Here is a 14,817-nt window from a genome sequence, read left to right on the forward strand (position 1 = left end):
CTTCTTGATCGATCGTATCGGGGGGCGCGCCAGCCTTGACCCGCCGCGCGATGCACACGTTATAGGACGCCTATCGCCAAGTTGCCGCAAAGGAAAGCCGGGCCGGTCGATGGTCCCCCCGTTTCCCCTCGCGATCGAAAGGTCCGGAGCTCCGAACCGCTGCAATCATCTGGCGTGAGATGAGCGCGCGCTCGCTTACCGTCTTTTATGACGAAACCATGCTTGTGCCATTTTGAGGAACTCGGCGCCCGTCGGTCACGACGGGCGCCTTTCTCTATGGGGCACCGCGAAGCGTTCAGCTCGCGCCGAAAGCCTTGAAGGTGATGATGGTGTGGGTGTCCTGGATGCCCGGCAGGACCTGGACCTTCTCGTTCACGAAGTGGCCGATGTCGGTCTCGTTATCGACGTAGAACTTCACCAGCAGGTCGTAATTGCCGGCCGTCGAATAGATCTCGGAGGCGATCTCGGCCTCGGCCAGCGCATTGGCCACGACGTAGGACTGGCCGAGCTTGCACTTGATCTGGACGAAGAAAGGAACCATTGCAGGCGGTCTCCGGAAGGCGTTTCGAGCCTCAATATAGCGTTTTCCAGCGAAGTCGATACGCTTTCTCCGGCGGCGGCCCTGCTTGCCCGGCGTGGCCGGCCCGCGCTAGGAGAGGGGGATGAGCACCCCCGTCGCACTCACCATCGCCGGCTCGGATTCCTCGGGCGGAGCCGGCATCCAGGCCGACCTGAAGACCTTTGCCGCGCTGTCCGTCTACGGCGCCTCGGTGCTGACGGCGCTGACCGCCCAGAACACGACCGGCGTGACCGGGGTGCACCTGGTGCCGCCCGATTTCGTGACGGCGCAGATCGACGCCGTGTTCGACGATCTCGCGGTCGGTGCGGTCAAGATCGGCATGGTCGCGCAGGCGCCGATCACCGAGGCGATCGCAGCGAGCCTGTCACGCTGGAAGCCGGCGCATGTTGTGCTCGATCCGGTGATGGTCGCGACCTCCGGCGCGCGGCTGCTGCCGGAGGACGCGATCGAGGCGCTGCGCAGCCGGCTCATCCCACAGGCCGCGCTGATCACGCCGAACCTGCCGGAGGCGGCTGCGCTGCTCGGCGAGCCGATCGCTGATACAGACGAGGCCATCGCGGCGCAGGGCCGGCGCCTGCTCGCGCTCGGCTGTCCGGCCGTGCTGATCAAGGGCGGCCATGGGCAGGGCGCCGAGAGCACCGACTATCTCATCACTGGCGACAGCTCCACCGCGTTGCCGGCGCCGCGCGTGGCGACGAAGAACACGCACGGCACCGGGTGCTCGCTGTCGTCGGCGGTCGCCGCCGGCTTGGCCAAGGGCGAAGGCCTGCAGACGGCCGTGCGCAACGCCAAGGCCTTCATCTCCGGTGCGATCGCGGCCGCCGATCGCTTCACGGTCGGGCATGGCCACGGGCCGGTGCATCATCTCTATCGGTTCTATTGAGGTCACACGGTTTTGAGACCGCAGGCTGCGGTCGATCCATGTGATGGCGGTCGGTCATGCTACGTGGAGACGGGCCGTCGATCATCACGGACGGCGCTTGGGTTCAGGGGGATGACTGATGAGGACAGGTATCGTCACGGCTCTGGCGGTTGCGCTCGCCGGTATCGTTGCGACGCCCGCGCTGGCGGAGCGCGCTTATTCGGCTGACGAGGAGCGCAACAAGCAGATCGTGCTCGACTTCTATGAGCAGGGCCTCAATCGCAAGGACTTCGCGGCCGCCTCGAAATATCTCGGCACCTACATCCAGCACAATCCGAGCGCCGAGGATGGCCCGGAAGGATTCCGCAAGTTCATCGAATTCCTGAAGGCGAAGTATCCGCAATCCCACAGCGAGATCACAAAGGTGCTGGTCGATGGCGACTTTGTCATCCTGCGCGTGCATGCCGTCCGCGAGCCCGGCACGCGTGGCAATGCGATCGTCGACATCTTCCGCCTGAAGGACGGCAAGATCGAAGAGCACTGGGACTCGGTGCAGCCGATCCCGGAGCAGTCGGCCAACACCAACGGCATGTTCTGAAGCAACGGCGCCGCTCACTTCTCGTGGGCGGCTTCGACCTCGCGCGGATGCCCGTTGCCGATGCGCGCCCGATACTCGCCCGGCGATTCTCCGAACCAGCGGTTGGAGGCGCGGAAGAACGTGCTCTGGTCGGCGTAGCCGAGCAGATAGCCGATGTCGGTCAATGACAGGCGTGGATCGGCGAGATGGCGCTGGGCTAGCTCGCGTCGGGTCGCGTCGACGAGGTCGCTGAAGGACAGGCCTTCCTCGGCGAGCCGGCGCTGGAAGGTGCGATCGCTGAGGCCGAGCGCAGCCGCGATCGCCGAGCGCAACGGGCTGCCGTCAGGAAGAAGCTTGGCGATCGCGCTCCGGGCCCGATACGCCGTGTCTGTCTTGACCAGGCGTTCCAGCGCCTCGTCGGCGATGCGATCATGGATCGGCATCAGCTCGGGCGCCGACGTCGTCAGCTTGCAGGCGAGATCCTCATGCGAGATCAAAAAGCCGTTGAAGGGCGCGTCGAACTCGAGCGGTGACTGGAACGCCCTGTTGTAGGCTGCGATGGACAGCGGCACGGCATGCGAGAAGCGCGCGGCGAGCGGCGTCAGCGGGCGGTCGAGCATCCAGCGGCACAGATTGAGCAGATTGATGATGCCGTAGTCGTAGCGCTGCCGCGGGATCGGGCATTCGCCGCCATAGACATCGGTGCGCACCCAGCGGCCGCCCTGGCCATCCTCCAGCGTGATCGCGACGGCGTCGCTGACCAGACACATGTAGCGGATCAGGCGCATCAGCCCTGTCTGCAGATTCGGGCTCGACATCATCGCATAGCCCGCCACCCCATAATTGTGCGGGCGAGGGGCTGCGACATTGACGAGGCCGATATCGGGATTGCCCGAGCGTTCGGCCGCCAGCACCCACAGCCGGCTCAATGCCTCCGTGGGCCAGCGGTGATCGCAATCGTCGAGATCCTTGATCGAAAGTCCGACCTCGGCAAACAGCGCCGCTGCATCGAGGCCCTGCTCATCGAATGTGCTCGCGACGCCGCGCATCCAGGCTGACGATGTCGATCTGATCTGCTGCGCCATCCCCTTGGCTTACCCCTGGCTAGTCCCTGGCCTTCTGGAGCCAGTGCTTTGGCATCCTCGGATCATTGTGCAGGTGCACATGAGATTGCATAGCACCAGGAATTGGCGATCGCGATACGAAATTCGTCGCGGCGATCGCGTGGCTGGCGCAGGAGACAACCATGCCCGTTCTCAAAACCAATGACGGCACAGAGATTTACTACAAAGACTGGGGTACCGGTCAGCCGATCGTGTTCAGCCATGGATGGCCGCTGTCGTCGGATGATTGGGATGCGCAGATGATGTTCTTCCTCAATCACGGCTTCCGCGTCATCGCCCATGACCGCCGCGGCCATGGCCGCTCGGCCCAGGTCTCCGACGGCTACGACATGGACCATTACGCCGACGATCTCGCCGCGCTCACCGCGCATCTCGACCTCAAGAACGCCATCCATGTCGGCCATTCCACCGGCGGTGGCGAGGTCGTGCACTATCTCGCACGCCACGGCGAGAGCCGCGCGGCCAAGGCCGCGATCATCGCCGCGGTGCCGCCGCTGATGGTGCAGACCGCGGCCAATCCCGGCGGCCTGCCCAAGTCGGTATTCGACGACTTCCAGACCCAGACCGCGACCCGCCGCGCGGAGTTCTACCGCGAGATCGCCGCCGGCCCGTTCTACGGCTTCAACAAGCCGGGCGCGAAGCCGTCCGAGGCTGTCATCCAGAACTGGTGGCGGCAGGGCATGATGGGCAGCGCGAAGGCGCATTATGACGGAGTCGTTGCGTTCTCGCAGACCGACTTCACCGAGGATCTGAAGAAGCTCACGCTGCCGGTGCTGGTGATGCACAGCGAGGACGATCAGATCGTGCCTTACGCCGACTCCGCGCCGCTGTCGGCCAAGCTGCTGAAGAACGGCACGCTGAAGACCTACAAGGGCTTCCCGCACGGCATGCCGACCACCGAGGCCGCGACCATCAACGCCGACCTCTTGGCCTTCATCAAGGGCTGACGCCCTCTGCATCACACATCTGTCACGGAGATCTCATGTCCAAGCTCGAAATGCTGACGCCCCAGAACTGCGCCGTCGCTCTGATCGACTATCAGCCGGCGATGTATCAGGGCGTGCAGTCGCACGACCGTCTCGGCGTGTTCAACAACATCCAGATCGTCGCCAAGGCGGCCAAGCTCTTCAAGCTGCCGACCGTGATCACGACCGTCGCCAAGGATTCGTTCTCCGGCCCGTTCATGCCGGAGATCACCGATCTCTTCCCGGAGCACGACATCGTCGACCGCACGGCGATGAATTCCTGGCTCGATGCCGGCTTCCGCAAGCAGGTCGCCGCGACCGGCCGCAAGAAGTTCATCATCGCGGGACTCTGGACCGAGGCCTGCGTGCTGTTTCCTACGCTCGACATGCTGCGCGAGGGCTATGAGATCTACATCCCCGCCGATGCCTGCGGCGACCTCTCGCTCGAGGCGCACAACCGCGCGATGGATCGCGCCGTGCAGGCCGGCGCGGTGCCGATCACCTCGTGCCAGTTCGCCTTCGAGCTGCAGCAGGACTGGGCGCGCGCCGAGACCTATGACGGCATGATGGAGATCCTCAAGGCGCATTCGCCCTACGGCATCCAGATCCGCTTCTCGAAATGGGCGCTCGGCGAGCACGCTTCCGAAGGCGGCCCGAAGTAGCGCTGGAGCATCCCATGAAGATCTATCTGTTCTCGCTCGGGGCAGGGCTCTTGGTCGGCGTGATCTACAGCCTGCTTCAGGTCCGCTCGCCGGCGCCGCCACTGGTGGCGCTGGTCGGCCTGCTCGGCATCCTCGTCGGAGAGCAGGTGATCCCCGTGGGCAGGCAGCTCTTGAACGGCAGCAGCATGGCTGCGGCCTGGCAGAAGGCGGCCTGCGCCACGCACATTTTTGGCCTGCTGCCCGGCCATCACGGCCGGGCGGACACCACCCCTCACGCTGCGCCAGACGAGAAGGCCTCATGAGCGACCATCCCGATCTCATCCTGCATCGCGGCCTGTTCACGACGCTCGACCGTTCCAATCCCCAGGCGAATGCGGTCGCGATCCAGGACGGCGTGTTCACGGCCGTCGGCCATGAGCAGGACGTCATGAAGCTCGCCGGCCCCGCGACGAAGATGATCGACCTCAAGGGCCGCCGCGTGCTGCCGGGGCTGATCGACAATCACCTGCACATCATCCGCGGCGGCCTCAACTTCAACATGGAGCTGCGCTGGGACGGCGTGCGCTCGCTGGCGGACGCCATGGCGATGCTGAAGGCGCAGGTCGCGATCACCCCGCCGCCGCAATGGGTGCGCGTCGTCGGCGGCTTCACCGAGCATCAATTCGCCGAGAAGCGGCTGCCGACGATCGACGAGCTCAATGCGGTGGCGCCTGATACGCCGGTGTTCCTGCTGCATCTCTACGACCGCGCCATCCTCAACGGCGCCGCGCTGCGCGCCGTCGGCTACGACAAGGACACGCCGCAGCCGCCCGGCGGCGAGATCACGCGCGACGCCCATGGCAATCCCACCGGATTGCTGCTCGCCAAGCCGAACGCCGCGATCCTCTATGCGACGTTGGCCAAGGGACCGAAGCTGCCGTTCGACTATCAGCTCAACTCGACGCGGCACTTCATGCGCGAGCTGAACCGGCTCGGCGTCACCGGCGCGATCGACGCGGGCGGCGGCTTTCAGAACTATCCGGACGACTATGCCGTGATCCAGAAGCTGTCCGATGACGGCCAGCTCACGATCCGGCTCGCCTACAATCTGTTCACGCAGAAGCCGAAGGGCGAGAAGGACGACTTCCTGCGCTGGACGCAGAGTTCGTCCTACAAGCAGGGCAACGACTATTTCCGCCACAACGGCGCCGGCGAGATGCTGGTGTTCTCGGCCGCCGATTTCGAGGATTTCCGCGTGCCGCGGCCGGACATGCCGGCCGAGATGGAAGGCGAGCTCGAGGAGGTCGTGCGCATCCTCGTGCACAACAAATGGCCGTGGCGGCTGCACGCGACCTATGACGAGACCATCTCGCGCGCGCTCGACGTGTTCGAGAAGGTCAACCAGGATACGCCCCTCGACGGCATCAATTGGTTCTTCGACCATGCCGAGACCATCTCGGATCAGTCGATCGATCGAATCGCGGCGCTCGGCGGCGGCATCGCCGTGCAGCACCGAATGGCCTATCAGGGCGAATACTTCGTCGAGCGCTACGGTTATGGCGTGGCCGAGGCGACGCCGCCGGTGAAGAAGATCTTGGACAAGGGCGTGAAGGTCTCCGCCGGCACCGATGCGACGCGGGTCGCGTCCTACAATCCCTGGGTCTCGCTGGCGTGGCTGGTGACCGGCCGCACCGTCGGCGGCCTGCGGCTTTATCCTCAGCGCAACTGCCTCGATCGCGAGACCGCTTTGCGGATGTGGACGGAAAACGTGACCTGGTTCTCCAATGAAGAGGGCAAAAAGGGCCGCATCGAAGTCGGTCAGTTCGCTGATCTGATTGTGCCGGACCGCGACTTCTTCGCCTGTGCTGAAGCCGAGATCGCCGACATCACCAGTGAGCTCACCATGGTCGGCGGCCGCGTCGTCTACGCGGCGTCCGACTTCAAGACGCTCGACGATGCCGCGCCGCCGCCGGCGATGCCCGACTGGTCCCCCGTGCGCCGCTTCGGCGGCTACGGTGCGTGGCTTGCGAAGGATGACACCGGCGCGGTGCGCGCCCAGGCGATGCAGATGTGCGGCTGCGCCAATACCTGCGGTGTGCACGGCCACGACCACGCCCGGTCCTGGTCGAGCCAGCTGCCGGTGTCCGACCTCAAGAGCTTCTGGGGCGCGCTCGGTTGCGCCTGCTGGGCGGTGTGATGGCCGCGATCCCGGACACACCGCGGCCGATCGCTACGGTGCTCGCCTGGCCCTGGCTGTGGCCCGCGGCCCGGCTCGCGCTGGTCTCGGCGTATCTGATCGGCGGCGTCCAGAAGCTCACGGACTTCCCCGGCGCGATCGCCGAGCAGGCCCATTTCGGCCTGCAGCCGGCGGCGCTCTGGGCCGTGGCCGCGATCGCGGTCGAGCTGATCGGCTCAGTGCTCGTCGTGGCCAACCGGTTCGTCTGGCTCGGCGCCGGTGCGCTCGGCGTGCTGACATCAGTCGCCATGCTCACCGCCAACGACTTCTGGCACATGGAGGGCCATGACCGGTTCATGGCGCTCAATTCCTTCTTCGAGCATCTCGGCCTGATCGCAGGCCTCGTGCTCGTCTCCATCATGTCCTGGCGCGCGCGGCGCGCCTGATCCGGTTTCTCTTTGTCTGAGGTTGTCATGATCCGCTCCCGTGATCTGCTCGGCGCGCTCGTCGCCACCACGCTGCTCGCCGCTCCCGCATTCGCCAAGGACAGCGCGCCGCTGATCGGCGTCGGCGCGCAATACGACACGACCCACGTCTATGTCGCGCCCGACGATGTCGAGAAGTTCGTGACGAGCTTCCTCGCCACCTTCGGCGGCCAGAGCACCAAGCAGGTGGTCGCGACGGTGACGCCGACCCCGAGCAGCACGACCTCGCAGCTGTTGCAGACGCCGGTCGGCACGGTCTCGCTGTTCGGCTTCAAGACCGGCATCCCGTATCCGTTCGGCGCCGAGCGCACCGGCTATCTCGTCACCGACATGGACGCGGCGATCAAGGCGGCCAAGGCCGCCGGCGCCGACGTGGTGGTCGCGCCGTTCCCCGATCCGATCGGCCGCGATGCCGTGATCCAGTGGCCGGGCGGCGTCAACATGCAGCTGTACTGGCACACGACCAAGCCGTCCTATGCCGCCTTCGAGACCGTTCCCGAGAATCGCGTCTATGTCTCGCCGGATCGTGCTGAGGCCTTCACACGCGCCTTCCTGCGCTTTGCGAAGGGCAAGGTCGTCTCGGACGAGGCCAAGGCGCCCGGCCTCGAGATCGGCCGCCCGAATGATCATTACCGGCGCATCCGCATCGAGTCGGTGTTCGGCCGCATGACCGTGCTCGTCACCGATGGCCATCTGCCGTATCCGTTCGGCCGCGAGATGACCGGCTATGAGGTCGCCGATCTCAAGGCCACGCTCGACAAGGCCAAGGGCGCGGGCGCGACCGTGCTGGTCGAGCCGTTCACCGCCGACAAGCGCGAGCAGGCGCTGGTGCAATTTCCCGGCGGCTATGTCGCGGAGATCCACGCGCTGGTAAAGTAGCCGGATGGGGGCGCGCGTGGGAATCGCTCGGGCACTGACGAGGACGGCGGCCGCTGCTGCGATGATGGCGGGGTCATGCGGCGTGGCCATCGCCGAGGACGACCGTCCCGCCATCCGCACCAACCGCTGGCAGGAGGACTGGTCCGCCCTCGCCAATCCGGCGCTGCGCACAGGCCCGTTCGATCCGATCAAATACATCCCGTTGCAGGCCGGCGTGCCGCAGAGCTACGTCTCGTTCGGCACGACCCTGCGCGAGCGGTTCGAGAGCCTGGATGCGGCGAGCTTCGGCATCGGCGGCGCCAAGCCCGACTCTCACGTCCTGCAGCGCCTGCAGATCCATGCCGACGCGCATTTCGACGAGCATTGGCAGGCTTTCGTCCAGCTCGAGGACATCAGAGCCTTCGGCAAGGCCAACATCACCTCGGTCGACCAGGATCCGCTCGATCTTCGGCTCGCTTTCCTGGCCTACGTCAATGCCACCGCGCAGGGCACGTTCAAGGCTCGCGTCGGGCGGCAGGATTTCGACTTCGACCTGCAGCGCTTCGTCTCGTCGCGCGACGGGCCGAACGTGCGGCAATCCTTCGATGCGCTGTGGGGCGATTGGGAGAGCGGTCCCTGGCGCTTCATCGGCTTCGTCAGCCAGCCGGTGCAGTACAATCTGGCGCGTCCGTTCGACGATACATCCAACGGCAAGTTCCTATTCCACACCTTCCGCGTCGAGCGGCAGGTGCTCGGCACCAACGAGCTGTCCTCGTATTACTCCTACTATCAGCGCGACAATGCCCGCTTCCTCGATGCCGCGGGTCTCGAGCAGCGCCACGTGCTCGACCTCCGCTTCGCCGGCAAGCTCGCCGGCTTCGACTGGGATCTCGAGGCGATGGGGCAGGCGGGCTCGGTCGGTGCCAAGCAGATCCGCGCCTGGGGCGCAGGCGCCCGCGCCGGCTATACGTTCGCTGATGTCGCGTGGCAGCCGCGTATCGGCCTGCAGCTCGATGGCGCCTCCGGCGACCGCCATCCGGGGGATGGCAGGATCGAGACCTTCAATCCGCTGTTCCCGAACGGCTATTATTTCTCGCTGGCCGGCTTCACCGGCTACACCAATCTGATCCACCTCAAGCCGTCGCTGACCGTGAAGCCCACGGCTGCGCTGTCCTTCATGGCCGCGATCGGCCTGCAATGGCGCGCGACGACGGCGGATGCGATCTACGTCCAGCCCAATGTCGCGGTGGCCGGCACGGCCGGGCAGGGCAGTCTCTGGTCCGGCGTCTATGCGCAGCTCCGCGCCGACTACCGTTTCAACGCCAACCTCACCGGCGCCCTCGAAGCCGTGCACTATGAGATCGGCGACACGCTGCGCCGCGTCGGGGGACACGATTCGAACTACCTCGGCATCGAGCTGAAATACGCGCTCTGACCAACGAAGGCAGAAACCTATGGCGACCACCGACTCGCGCATCGTCCCGCTGCTTCTCAGCGTCAATGCCGGCTATGTCGACACCGCCGGCTTCCTGGCGCTGCAGGGCCTGTTCACCGCGCATGTCACCGGCAACTTCGTGACCTTCGGCGCGGCGCTGGCGCTCGGGACTTCGGGCGCAATCGCCAAGCTGCTGGCGCTGCCGGTGTTCTGCATCGTCGTGATCGCGACGCGGCTGACGGGCACCTGGTTGTCGCGCAAATGGTCGCGCGCCTTCGAGGTCCTGATCGCGGTCAAGCTGGTGCTGCTCGTGCTCGGCGCCGCGCTGGCGATCCATTTCGGCCCGTTCCACAATGGCGACAGCCATGAGGCGATCCTCACCGGCATGGTGCTGGTCGCGGCGATGGCGATCCAGAACGCCGTCCATCGCATCCATCTGCCGACGTCACCGCCATCGACCCTGATGACCGGCACCACCACGCAGGTGATGATCGACATCGCCGACAAGATCTATGTCGGCGACAAGGGGCAGGCGCCACCGCCGGGACGGCTGGTCCAGATGGCGGTCAACGTCGCGGCCTTCGCGCTCGGCTGCGGGGGCGCCGCGCTGCTGTTCGTCAGGCTCGGCAGCTGGTGCTTCGTGATCCCGCCGGTCGTCGCTGCGCTGACGCTCATCGTACGCATGGCTGGTCCGCAGCCGACGCGCTGAACTAAACTCATCTTTGGCTCCAGCGGCCGGTCCGAGCGTGCCCACGATTGGATGACGGAAATTTTAAGTCTCCCTCACGAAAAGTTATCGATCCCGAAGCGGGGCTCCGGGCTTGCCTGTTGACAACCGTCATCTATTTTAGAACGGAACAGTTTCGTTCTTTTCGGAGCGCCGAAATGGCCGTCCAGTCGTCGTCCACTACCGAGTCCACGCCTCCCTCCAAGCCTGCCGACCAGACCGTCCCGGCGCGCGAGCGCGCGCTCAAGCAGTGGCGCGGCGACGCCGTCAAGGAGCTCCGCCGCGAAGCCGATCGCGAAACGGAGCGGCCGGATGAGCCAGCTCCTCCGCAAGAGGAACAAAGTGAGCAGGGCGACAAGCCGCGCATGGGCCTGCTGCGGCGGCATCCAATCGGCGCCGCGGTCGGGCTCGTTCTGCTGCTCGCCGCCGCCGCTGGCGGCTACGTGTATTACGATGCGGCGAGCCATTTCGAGAGCACCGACGACGCCTTCATCGCCGCCCGGCAGTTCTCGATCGCGCCAAAGGTCTCGGGCTACATCACCGCGGTTCCGGTCACCGACAACCAGCACGTCAAGGCTGGCGATGTGATCGCGCGCATCGACGACCGCGATTACAAGACGGCGCTGGCCCAGGCCGAGGCGCAGGTCAGGTCTGCGGAGGCGGCGATCCACAACATCGACGCCCAGATCGCGGTTCAGCAGGCACAGATCACGGCGGGCGAGGCCCAGGTCGAGCAGTCCCAGGCTGGGGAGACGTTCGCCGAGCAGCAGGCCAAGCGCTATCAGGACCTCGCCCGCACCGGCTCCGGCACGGTGCAGAGCGAGCAGCAATACACCTCGCAGCTCCAGCAGGCGAAGGCCGCGCTGACGTCGGCGCAGGCCAATCTGCAGGTCGCGCAGCGCCAGTTGGAATCGTTGAAAGCCCAGCGCGAGAGCGCCGACGCCAATCTTGCGCAGGCGCAGGCGCAGCGCGACCAGGCCCAGCTCAATCTGTCTTACACCACCGTGACCGCGGCGCAGCCCGGCCGCGTCGTCAACCTCAGCGCCGCCGACGGCCAGTTCGCCGCTCAAGGCACGGCGCTGTCGATGTTCGTGCCCGACGAGGTCTGGGTCACTGCGAATTTCAAGGAGACCCAGCTCGACCAGATGCGCCCCGGCCAGCCGGTGACCCTGGAGATCGATGCTTATCCCGAGCGTGAGATCCGCGGCCATGTCGCGAGCGTGCAGTCCGGCTCGGGTCCGGCGTTCTCGCTGCTGCCGCCGCAGAATGCGACCGGCAACTACGTCAAGATCGTGCAGCGCGTTCCCGTGAAGATCGAGATGGACGATCCGCCGACCGACGTCGCACTCGGACCGGGCATGTCGGTGGTGCCGAAGGTGCGGGTCGATCCCAAGCCGTCGCTCTACGAGCGGCTGAAGGCCGTGCTGTAAGAGGTCCGTCATGAGCGAGGCTGCTGCTCTCTCCGCGCCGCGCGCCGGCAGTCCGTGGATCATCGCGGTGCTGGTGGCGCTCGCGACCTTCATGGAGGTGCTCGACACCACCATCGCCAACGTCGCGCTGCCCTATATCGCGGGCGGCATGGGCGTCAGCCAGGACGAATCCTCCTGGGTGGTGACGACCTATCTCGTCTCCAACGCCATCATCCTGACGGCGTCGAGCTATCTCGCCAAGCGCCTGGGGCGCAAGACCTTCTTCATCATGTGCCTCGGCCTGTTCACCTTGAGCTCGGTGCTGTGCGGCTTCGCCTGGAATCTGCAGGTGCTCTTGCTGTTCCGTATCCTGCAGGGGCTCGGCGGCGGCGGCATGGTGCCGGTGGCGCAGTCGATCCTCGCCGACTCCTTCCCGCCGGAAAAGCGCGGCCAGGCGTTCGCGCTGTTCGGCGTCGCTGTCGTCGTCGCGCCGGTGGTGGGTCCGACGCTCGGCGGCTATCTCTCCGACAACGCCTCCTGGCACTGGTGCTTCCTGATCAACGGCCCGGTCGGCGTCGCCGCAATGCTGCTGATCTGGCTGATCCTCAAGGAGCCGCAGGAGGTCACCGAGGAGCGGCGCAAGCAGGCGCATGGCTTCGACGTGGTCGGATTCGTGCTGGTCGCGACGTTCCTCGGCGCGCTCGAACTGATGCTCGACCGTGGTCTGGAGGACGACTGGTTCGACTCGCGCTTCATCGTCATCACCGCCGCGGTCTGCGTCACCGCCTTCATCGCCATGATCCCCTGGGAGATGAACCAGAAGAACCCGACGGTCGACGTGCGCATGCTCGCCTCGCGCCAGTTCGGCGCCTGCTTCCTGGTGATGCTGGCAACCGGCGCGATCCTGCTCGGCACCACGCAGATGCTGCCGCAGATGGTGCAGCAGGATTTCGGCTACACCGCCACCTGGGCCGGCCTCGTGCTGTCGCCGGGCGGCCTGGTCACCATGGCCATGATGTTCGTGGTCGGGCGGCTCTCCGGCAAGGTGCAGCCGAAATACATGATCATGACGGGCGCTGCGGTCGTGGCGTTCGCGATGTACGACTTGACGCGGGTCTACGCCAATGTCGACTTCTGGTTCTTCGCGGAGTCCCGCATGCTCATCGGCATCGGCCTGCCGCTGATCTTCCTGTCGATCACCACGGCGTCCTACAACGGCATTCCCCCTGAAAGAACCGACCAGGCCTCGGCGCTCATCAACGCCGCGCGCAACACCGGCGGCTCGATCGGCGTGTCCTTGGCCGCCAACATCCTGGCGCATCGCGGCCAGTTCCACCAGAACCGTCTGGTCGAAAGCACGATCCCGTCGAACCCGGCCTATCAGGACACGCTGAACCAGGTCACCAACTACTTCGCCTCCCACGGCAGCTCGATGGTTCAGGCGAAGCAGCAGGCACTGGCCTGGATCGGCCAGACCGTGCAGTCGCAGTCGTCGCTGCTGGCGTATGTCGATGTCTACTGGGCCCTGATGCTGATCTCGCTGTCGGCGATCCCGCTGGCGCTGACCCTGCGCAAGGTGAAGCTCGGCGGCGGGCCGGCCATGGCGCATTGAGCGACAACTGCGTAGGGTGGGCAAAGGCGCAGCCGCGCTCTCTCCACGGTTCCCGATCGCAATGGCGCCGTGCCCACCATTCTTTCCGCGTGTGCGGACGTACGGTGGGCACGCTGCCGCCTGACGGCGGCTGCTTTGCCCACCCTACAACTAGTCGCGGTGGTAACTTGAGGCGCGTCGGTGCCGATGAATGCGCCCTCTCCCCTTGTGAGGGCTTTGCGCAAAGAGGTGATTGAGGCTGATCTAGCCTCGTGGGCTTTTTTGAAGGCGGTCGGCCTCTGTCGTTTGGCTGAGACCGGCTGCTATGGCGGCATTCTGCGTGCCCATCCCCATGATTTTTCATCCGCAGGCATGCCTCTCCCGTGGTGAGGATAGGATACCCGCGACGCGACGTAGATTGTAGGCACAGCAAGCAAGAACAACCTGGACCTTGTTGCGCGTGTAATTGAAGAAGCGCATGCGCCGCAGACCATATTGTTCCTTGAGAACCGCATAGGGTCTTTCAACCTCTGCGCGCACCTTTGCGATCAATTTATTGAGCTGCTTTTGCCGGGCTGTAAGTGCGTGATGCTTGTTCGCCCGGTGCATCAAACGGTCCTTGATGCCAGTCTTCTTCAGGCGCGCATGCCGGCGATGGGTGTAGTAAGCCTGATCGCCATAAACCGCTTTCTCGTCACCGCAGAAGAGCCGATCCGCGGGCTTGGTGTCCGTGACCGAGGCATCCGTCATATGAATGCGGCGAATGATCGTGTGACCCGCATCCACGCCGGTGTGGATCTTGTAGCCGTACACGCTCTTTTTGCCTTTCTTTCCCCACTTCGCATCGGGGTCGACAGAGGGCTTTGGCGGGGTCTCCTCTCGCTCTTTGGACGCTTTTCGAGGCGGTCTCGCACGAGCCGGAATCAATGAGGCATCCACGAGGGTGCCCTGCTTCAAGATCAGATGCTTGGCTTCGAACTGACGGTTGATCTCCTCGAATATCTTCTCAATCAGTCCATCCTTGGCAAGTTCCTGCCTGAACCGCCACAGCGTGGTGTGATCCGGCGTGCGGTCGTGCAGGCTGAGGCCGACAAAGCGACGGAACGACAGACGGTCCGCAATGGCAGCTTCCAGCGCCGGATCGGACAAATTGTGCCAGATTCCGGCGAGCAAACACCGCAGCAGGACCTCCGCCGGATAGCTGCTGTTACCAGCGCCGTCGCCACCTCGCTTGCCGAGCAGCGATCGCAACGGCGCCCAGTCCACCACAGCGCCTACTTCGTCCAGGATGCTGCTTCGCGACTTACGAACCAAGCTGTCCGCCAGGCTCATCTGTCCGACTTTGCGCTCGACCATGATTTTCGCCCCGACTCACGATAAAATTATC

General features: G+C 65.2%; 15 protein-coding genes. 12 read left to right on the forward strand and 3 right to left on the reverse strand.

All coding sequences use genetic code 11. The annotated features are described in order from the left end of the window. Positions 1-295: 295 nt before the first annotated feature. Positions 296-541, reverse strand: coding sequence for an Lrp/AsnC family transcriptional regulator (locus BRAD285_RS09145; RefSeq protein ID WP_006613331.1), 246 nt, complete (start codon positions 539-541; stop codon positions 296-298). Positions 542-662: 121 nt separating this feature from the next. Here BRAD285_RS09145 and thiD point away from each other — a divergent pair, with 121 nt between their 5' ends. Both thiD and BRAD285_RS09155 read left to right on the forward strand, forming a co-directional pair. Beyond that, positions 663-1,463, forward strand: a complete 801-nt coding sequence (gene thiD, locus BRAD285_RS09150) for a bifunctional hydroxymethylpyrimidine kinase/phosphomethylpyrimidine kinase (protein ID WP_006613332.1) — start codon at positions 663-665, stop codon at positions 1,461-1,463. Positions 1,464-1,581: 118 nt separating this feature from the next. Next, a complete protein-coding gene (locus BRAD285_RS09155; protein WP_006613333.1) occupies positions 1,582-2,040 on the forward strand; it encodes an ester cyclase in 459 nt (152 codons plus the stop codon). Positions 2,041-2,054: 14 nt separating this feature from the next. Here BRAD285_RS09155 and BRAD285_RS09160 read toward each other — a convergent pair whose 3' ends face one another. Next, positions 2,055-3,104, reverse strand: a complete 1,050-nt coding sequence (locus tag BRAD285_RS09160) for an AraC family transcriptional regulator (protein WP_006613334.1) — start codon at positions 3,102-3,104, stop codon at positions 2,055-2,057. Positions 3,105-3,265: 161 nt separating this feature from the next. On the opposite strand from BRAD285_RS09160, the gene BRAD285_RS09165 reads away from it, so the two are divergent. The 10 genes from BRAD285_RS09165 (at position 3,266) to BRAD285_RS09210 (ending at position 13,451) form a co-directional block, all read left to right on the forward strand. Beyond that, entirely contained in the window at positions 3,266-4,090 is an 825-nt protein-coding gene (locus tag BRAD285_RS09165) for an alpha/beta fold hydrolase (protein ID WP_006613335.1), read from the forward strand. Positions 4,091-4,125: 35 nt separating this feature from the next. Continuing rightward, the gene (locus BRAD285_RS09170) at positions 4,126-4,770 is read left to right on the forward strand and encodes a hydrolase (RefSeq protein WP_006613336.1); all 645 of its coding nucleotides are present in this window, start codon (positions 4,126-4,128) and stop codon (positions 4,768-4,770) included. 14 nt (positions 4,771-4,784) lie between these two features. Then, complete coding sequence (locus tag BRAD285_RS09175) at positions 4,785-5,072, forward strand: XapX domain-containing protein (protein ID WP_006613337.1); 288 nt, start codon at positions 4,785-4,787, stop codon at positions 5,070-5,072. Further along, entirely contained in the window at positions 5,069-6,946 is a 1,878-nt protein-coding gene (locus BRAD285_RS09180) for an amidohydrolase (RefSeq protein WP_006613338.1), read from the forward strand. The genes BRAD285_RS09175 and BRAD285_RS09180 overlap by 4 nt, the downstream gene beginning before the upstream one ends. Further along, positions 6,946-7,371 (forward strand): DoxX family protein, encoded by a 426-nt coding sequence (locus BRAD285_RS09185; protein WP_006613339.1) that lies wholly within the window; start codon positions 6,946-6,948, stop codon positions 7,369-7,371. The genes BRAD285_RS09180 and BRAD285_RS09185 overlap by 1 nt, the downstream gene beginning before the upstream one ends. Before the next feature lie 27 nt (positions 7,372-7,398). After that, on the forward strand, positions 7,399-8,289 hold the full coding sequence (locus BRAD285_RS09190; RefSeq protein ID WP_006613340.1) for a hypothetical protein: 891 nt from the start codon (positions 7,399-7,401) through the stop codon (positions 8,287-8,289). Positions 8,290-8,293: 4 nt separating this feature from the next. Beyond that, the gene (locus tag BRAD285_RS09195) at positions 8,294-9,703 is read left to right on the forward strand and encodes an alginate export family protein (protein ID WP_006613341.1); all 1,410 of its coding nucleotides are present in this window, start codon (positions 8,294-8,296) and stop codon (positions 9,701-9,703) included. 19 nt (positions 9,704-9,722) lie between these two features. Continuing rightward, positions 9,723-10,412 (forward strand): YoaK family protein, encoded by a 690-nt coding sequence (locus BRAD285_RS09200; protein ID WP_006613342.1) that lies wholly within the window; start codon positions 9,723-9,725, stop codon positions 10,410-10,412. A 176-nt stretch (positions 10,413-10,588) separates the two neighbouring features. Then, complete coding sequence (locus BRAD285_RS09205) at positions 10,589-11,860, forward strand: HlyD family secretion protein (protein ID WP_006613343.1); 1,272 nt, start codon at positions 10,589-10,591, stop codon at positions 11,858-11,860. Positions 11,861-11,870: 10 nt separating this feature from the next. Then, the gene (locus tag BRAD285_RS09210; RefSeq protein ID WP_006613344.1) at positions 11,871-13,451 is read left to right on the forward strand and encodes a DHA2 family efflux MFS transporter permease subunit; all 1,581 of its coding nucleotides are present in this window, start codon (positions 11,871-11,873) and stop codon (positions 13,449-13,451) included. 339 nt (positions 13,452-13,790) lie between these two features. Here BRAD285_RS09210 and BRAD285_RS09215 read toward each other — a convergent pair whose 3' ends face one another. Continuing rightward, on the reverse strand, positions 13,791-14,786 hold the full coding sequence (locus BRAD285_RS09215; protein ID WP_087877636.1) for an IS5 family transposase: 996 nt from the start codon (positions 14,784-14,786) through the stop codon (positions 13,791-13,793). Positions 14,787-14,817: the final 31 nt, after the last annotated feature.

Origin of the sequence: Bradyrhizobium sp. ORS 285 (genome assembly GCF_900176205.1) — a bacterium.
Classification (GTDB): Bacteria; Pseudomonadota; Alphaproteobacteria; order Rhizobiales; family Xanthobacteraceae; genus Bradyrhizobium.

What these genes read in the sequence shown, in the direction of transcription:
- BRAD285_RS09145 (WP_006613331.1), bottom strand. Translation starts at nt 541, where the DNA reads ATGGTTCCTTTCTTCGTCCAGATCAAGTGCAAGCTCGGCCAGTCCTAC.
- thiD (WP_006613332.1), top strand. Translation starts at nt 663, where the DNA reads ATGAGCACCCCCGTCGCACTCACCATCGCCGGCTCGGATTCCTCGGGC.
- BRAD285_RS09155 (WP_006613333.1), top strand. Translation starts at nt 1,582, where the DNA reads ATGAGGACAGGTATCGTCACGGCTCTGGCGGTTGCGCTCGCCGGTATC.
- BRAD285_RS09160 (WP_006613334.1), bottom strand. Translation starts at nt 3,104, where the DNA reads ATGGCGCAGCAGATCAGATCGACATCGTCAGCCTGGATGCGCGGCGTC.
- BRAD285_RS09165 (WP_006613335.1), top strand. Translation starts at nt 3,266, where the DNA reads ATGCCCGTTCTCAAAACCAATGACGGCACAGAGATTTACTACAAAGAC.
- BRAD285_RS09170 (WP_006613336.1), top strand. Translation starts at nt 4,126, where the DNA reads ATGTCCAAGCTCGAAATGCTGACGCCCCAGAACTGCGCCGTCGCTCTG.
- BRAD285_RS09175 (WP_006613337.1), top strand. Translation starts at nt 4,785, where the DNA reads ATGAAGATCTATCTGTTCTCGCTCGGGGCAGGGCTCTTGGTCGGCGTG.
- BRAD285_RS09180 (WP_006613338.1), top strand. Translation starts at nt 5,069, where the DNA reads ATGAGCGACCATCCCGATCTCATCCTGCATCGCGGCCTGTTCACGACG.
- BRAD285_RS09185 (WP_006613339.1), top strand. Translation starts at nt 6,946, where the DNA reads ATGGCCGCGATCCCGGACACACCGCGGCCGATCGCTACGGTGCTCGCC.
- BRAD285_RS09190 (WP_006613340.1), top strand. Translation starts at nt 7,399, where the DNA reads ATGATCCGCTCCCGTGATCTGCTCGGCGCGCTCGTCGCCACCACGCTG.
- BRAD285_RS09195 (WP_006613341.1), top strand. Translation starts at nt 8,294, where the DNA reads ATGGGGGCGCGCGTGGGAATCGCTCGGGCACTGACGAGGACGGCGGCC.
- BRAD285_RS09200 (WP_006613342.1), top strand. Translation starts at nt 9,723, where the DNA reads ATGGCGACCACCGACTCGCGCATCGTCCCGCTGCTTCTCAGCGTCAAT.
- BRAD285_RS09205 (WP_006613343.1), top strand. Translation starts at nt 10,589, where the DNA reads ATGGCCGTCCAGTCGTCGTCCACTACCGAGTCCACGCCTCCCTCCAAG.
- BRAD285_RS09210 (WP_006613344.1), top strand. Translation starts at nt 11,871, where the DNA reads ATGAGCGAGGCTGCTGCTCTCTCCGCGCCGCGCGCCGGCAGTCCGTGG.
- BRAD285_RS09215 (WP_087877636.1), bottom strand. Translation starts at nt 14,786, where the DNA reads ATGGTCGAGCGCAAAGTCGGACAGATGAGCCTGGCGGACAGCTTGGTT.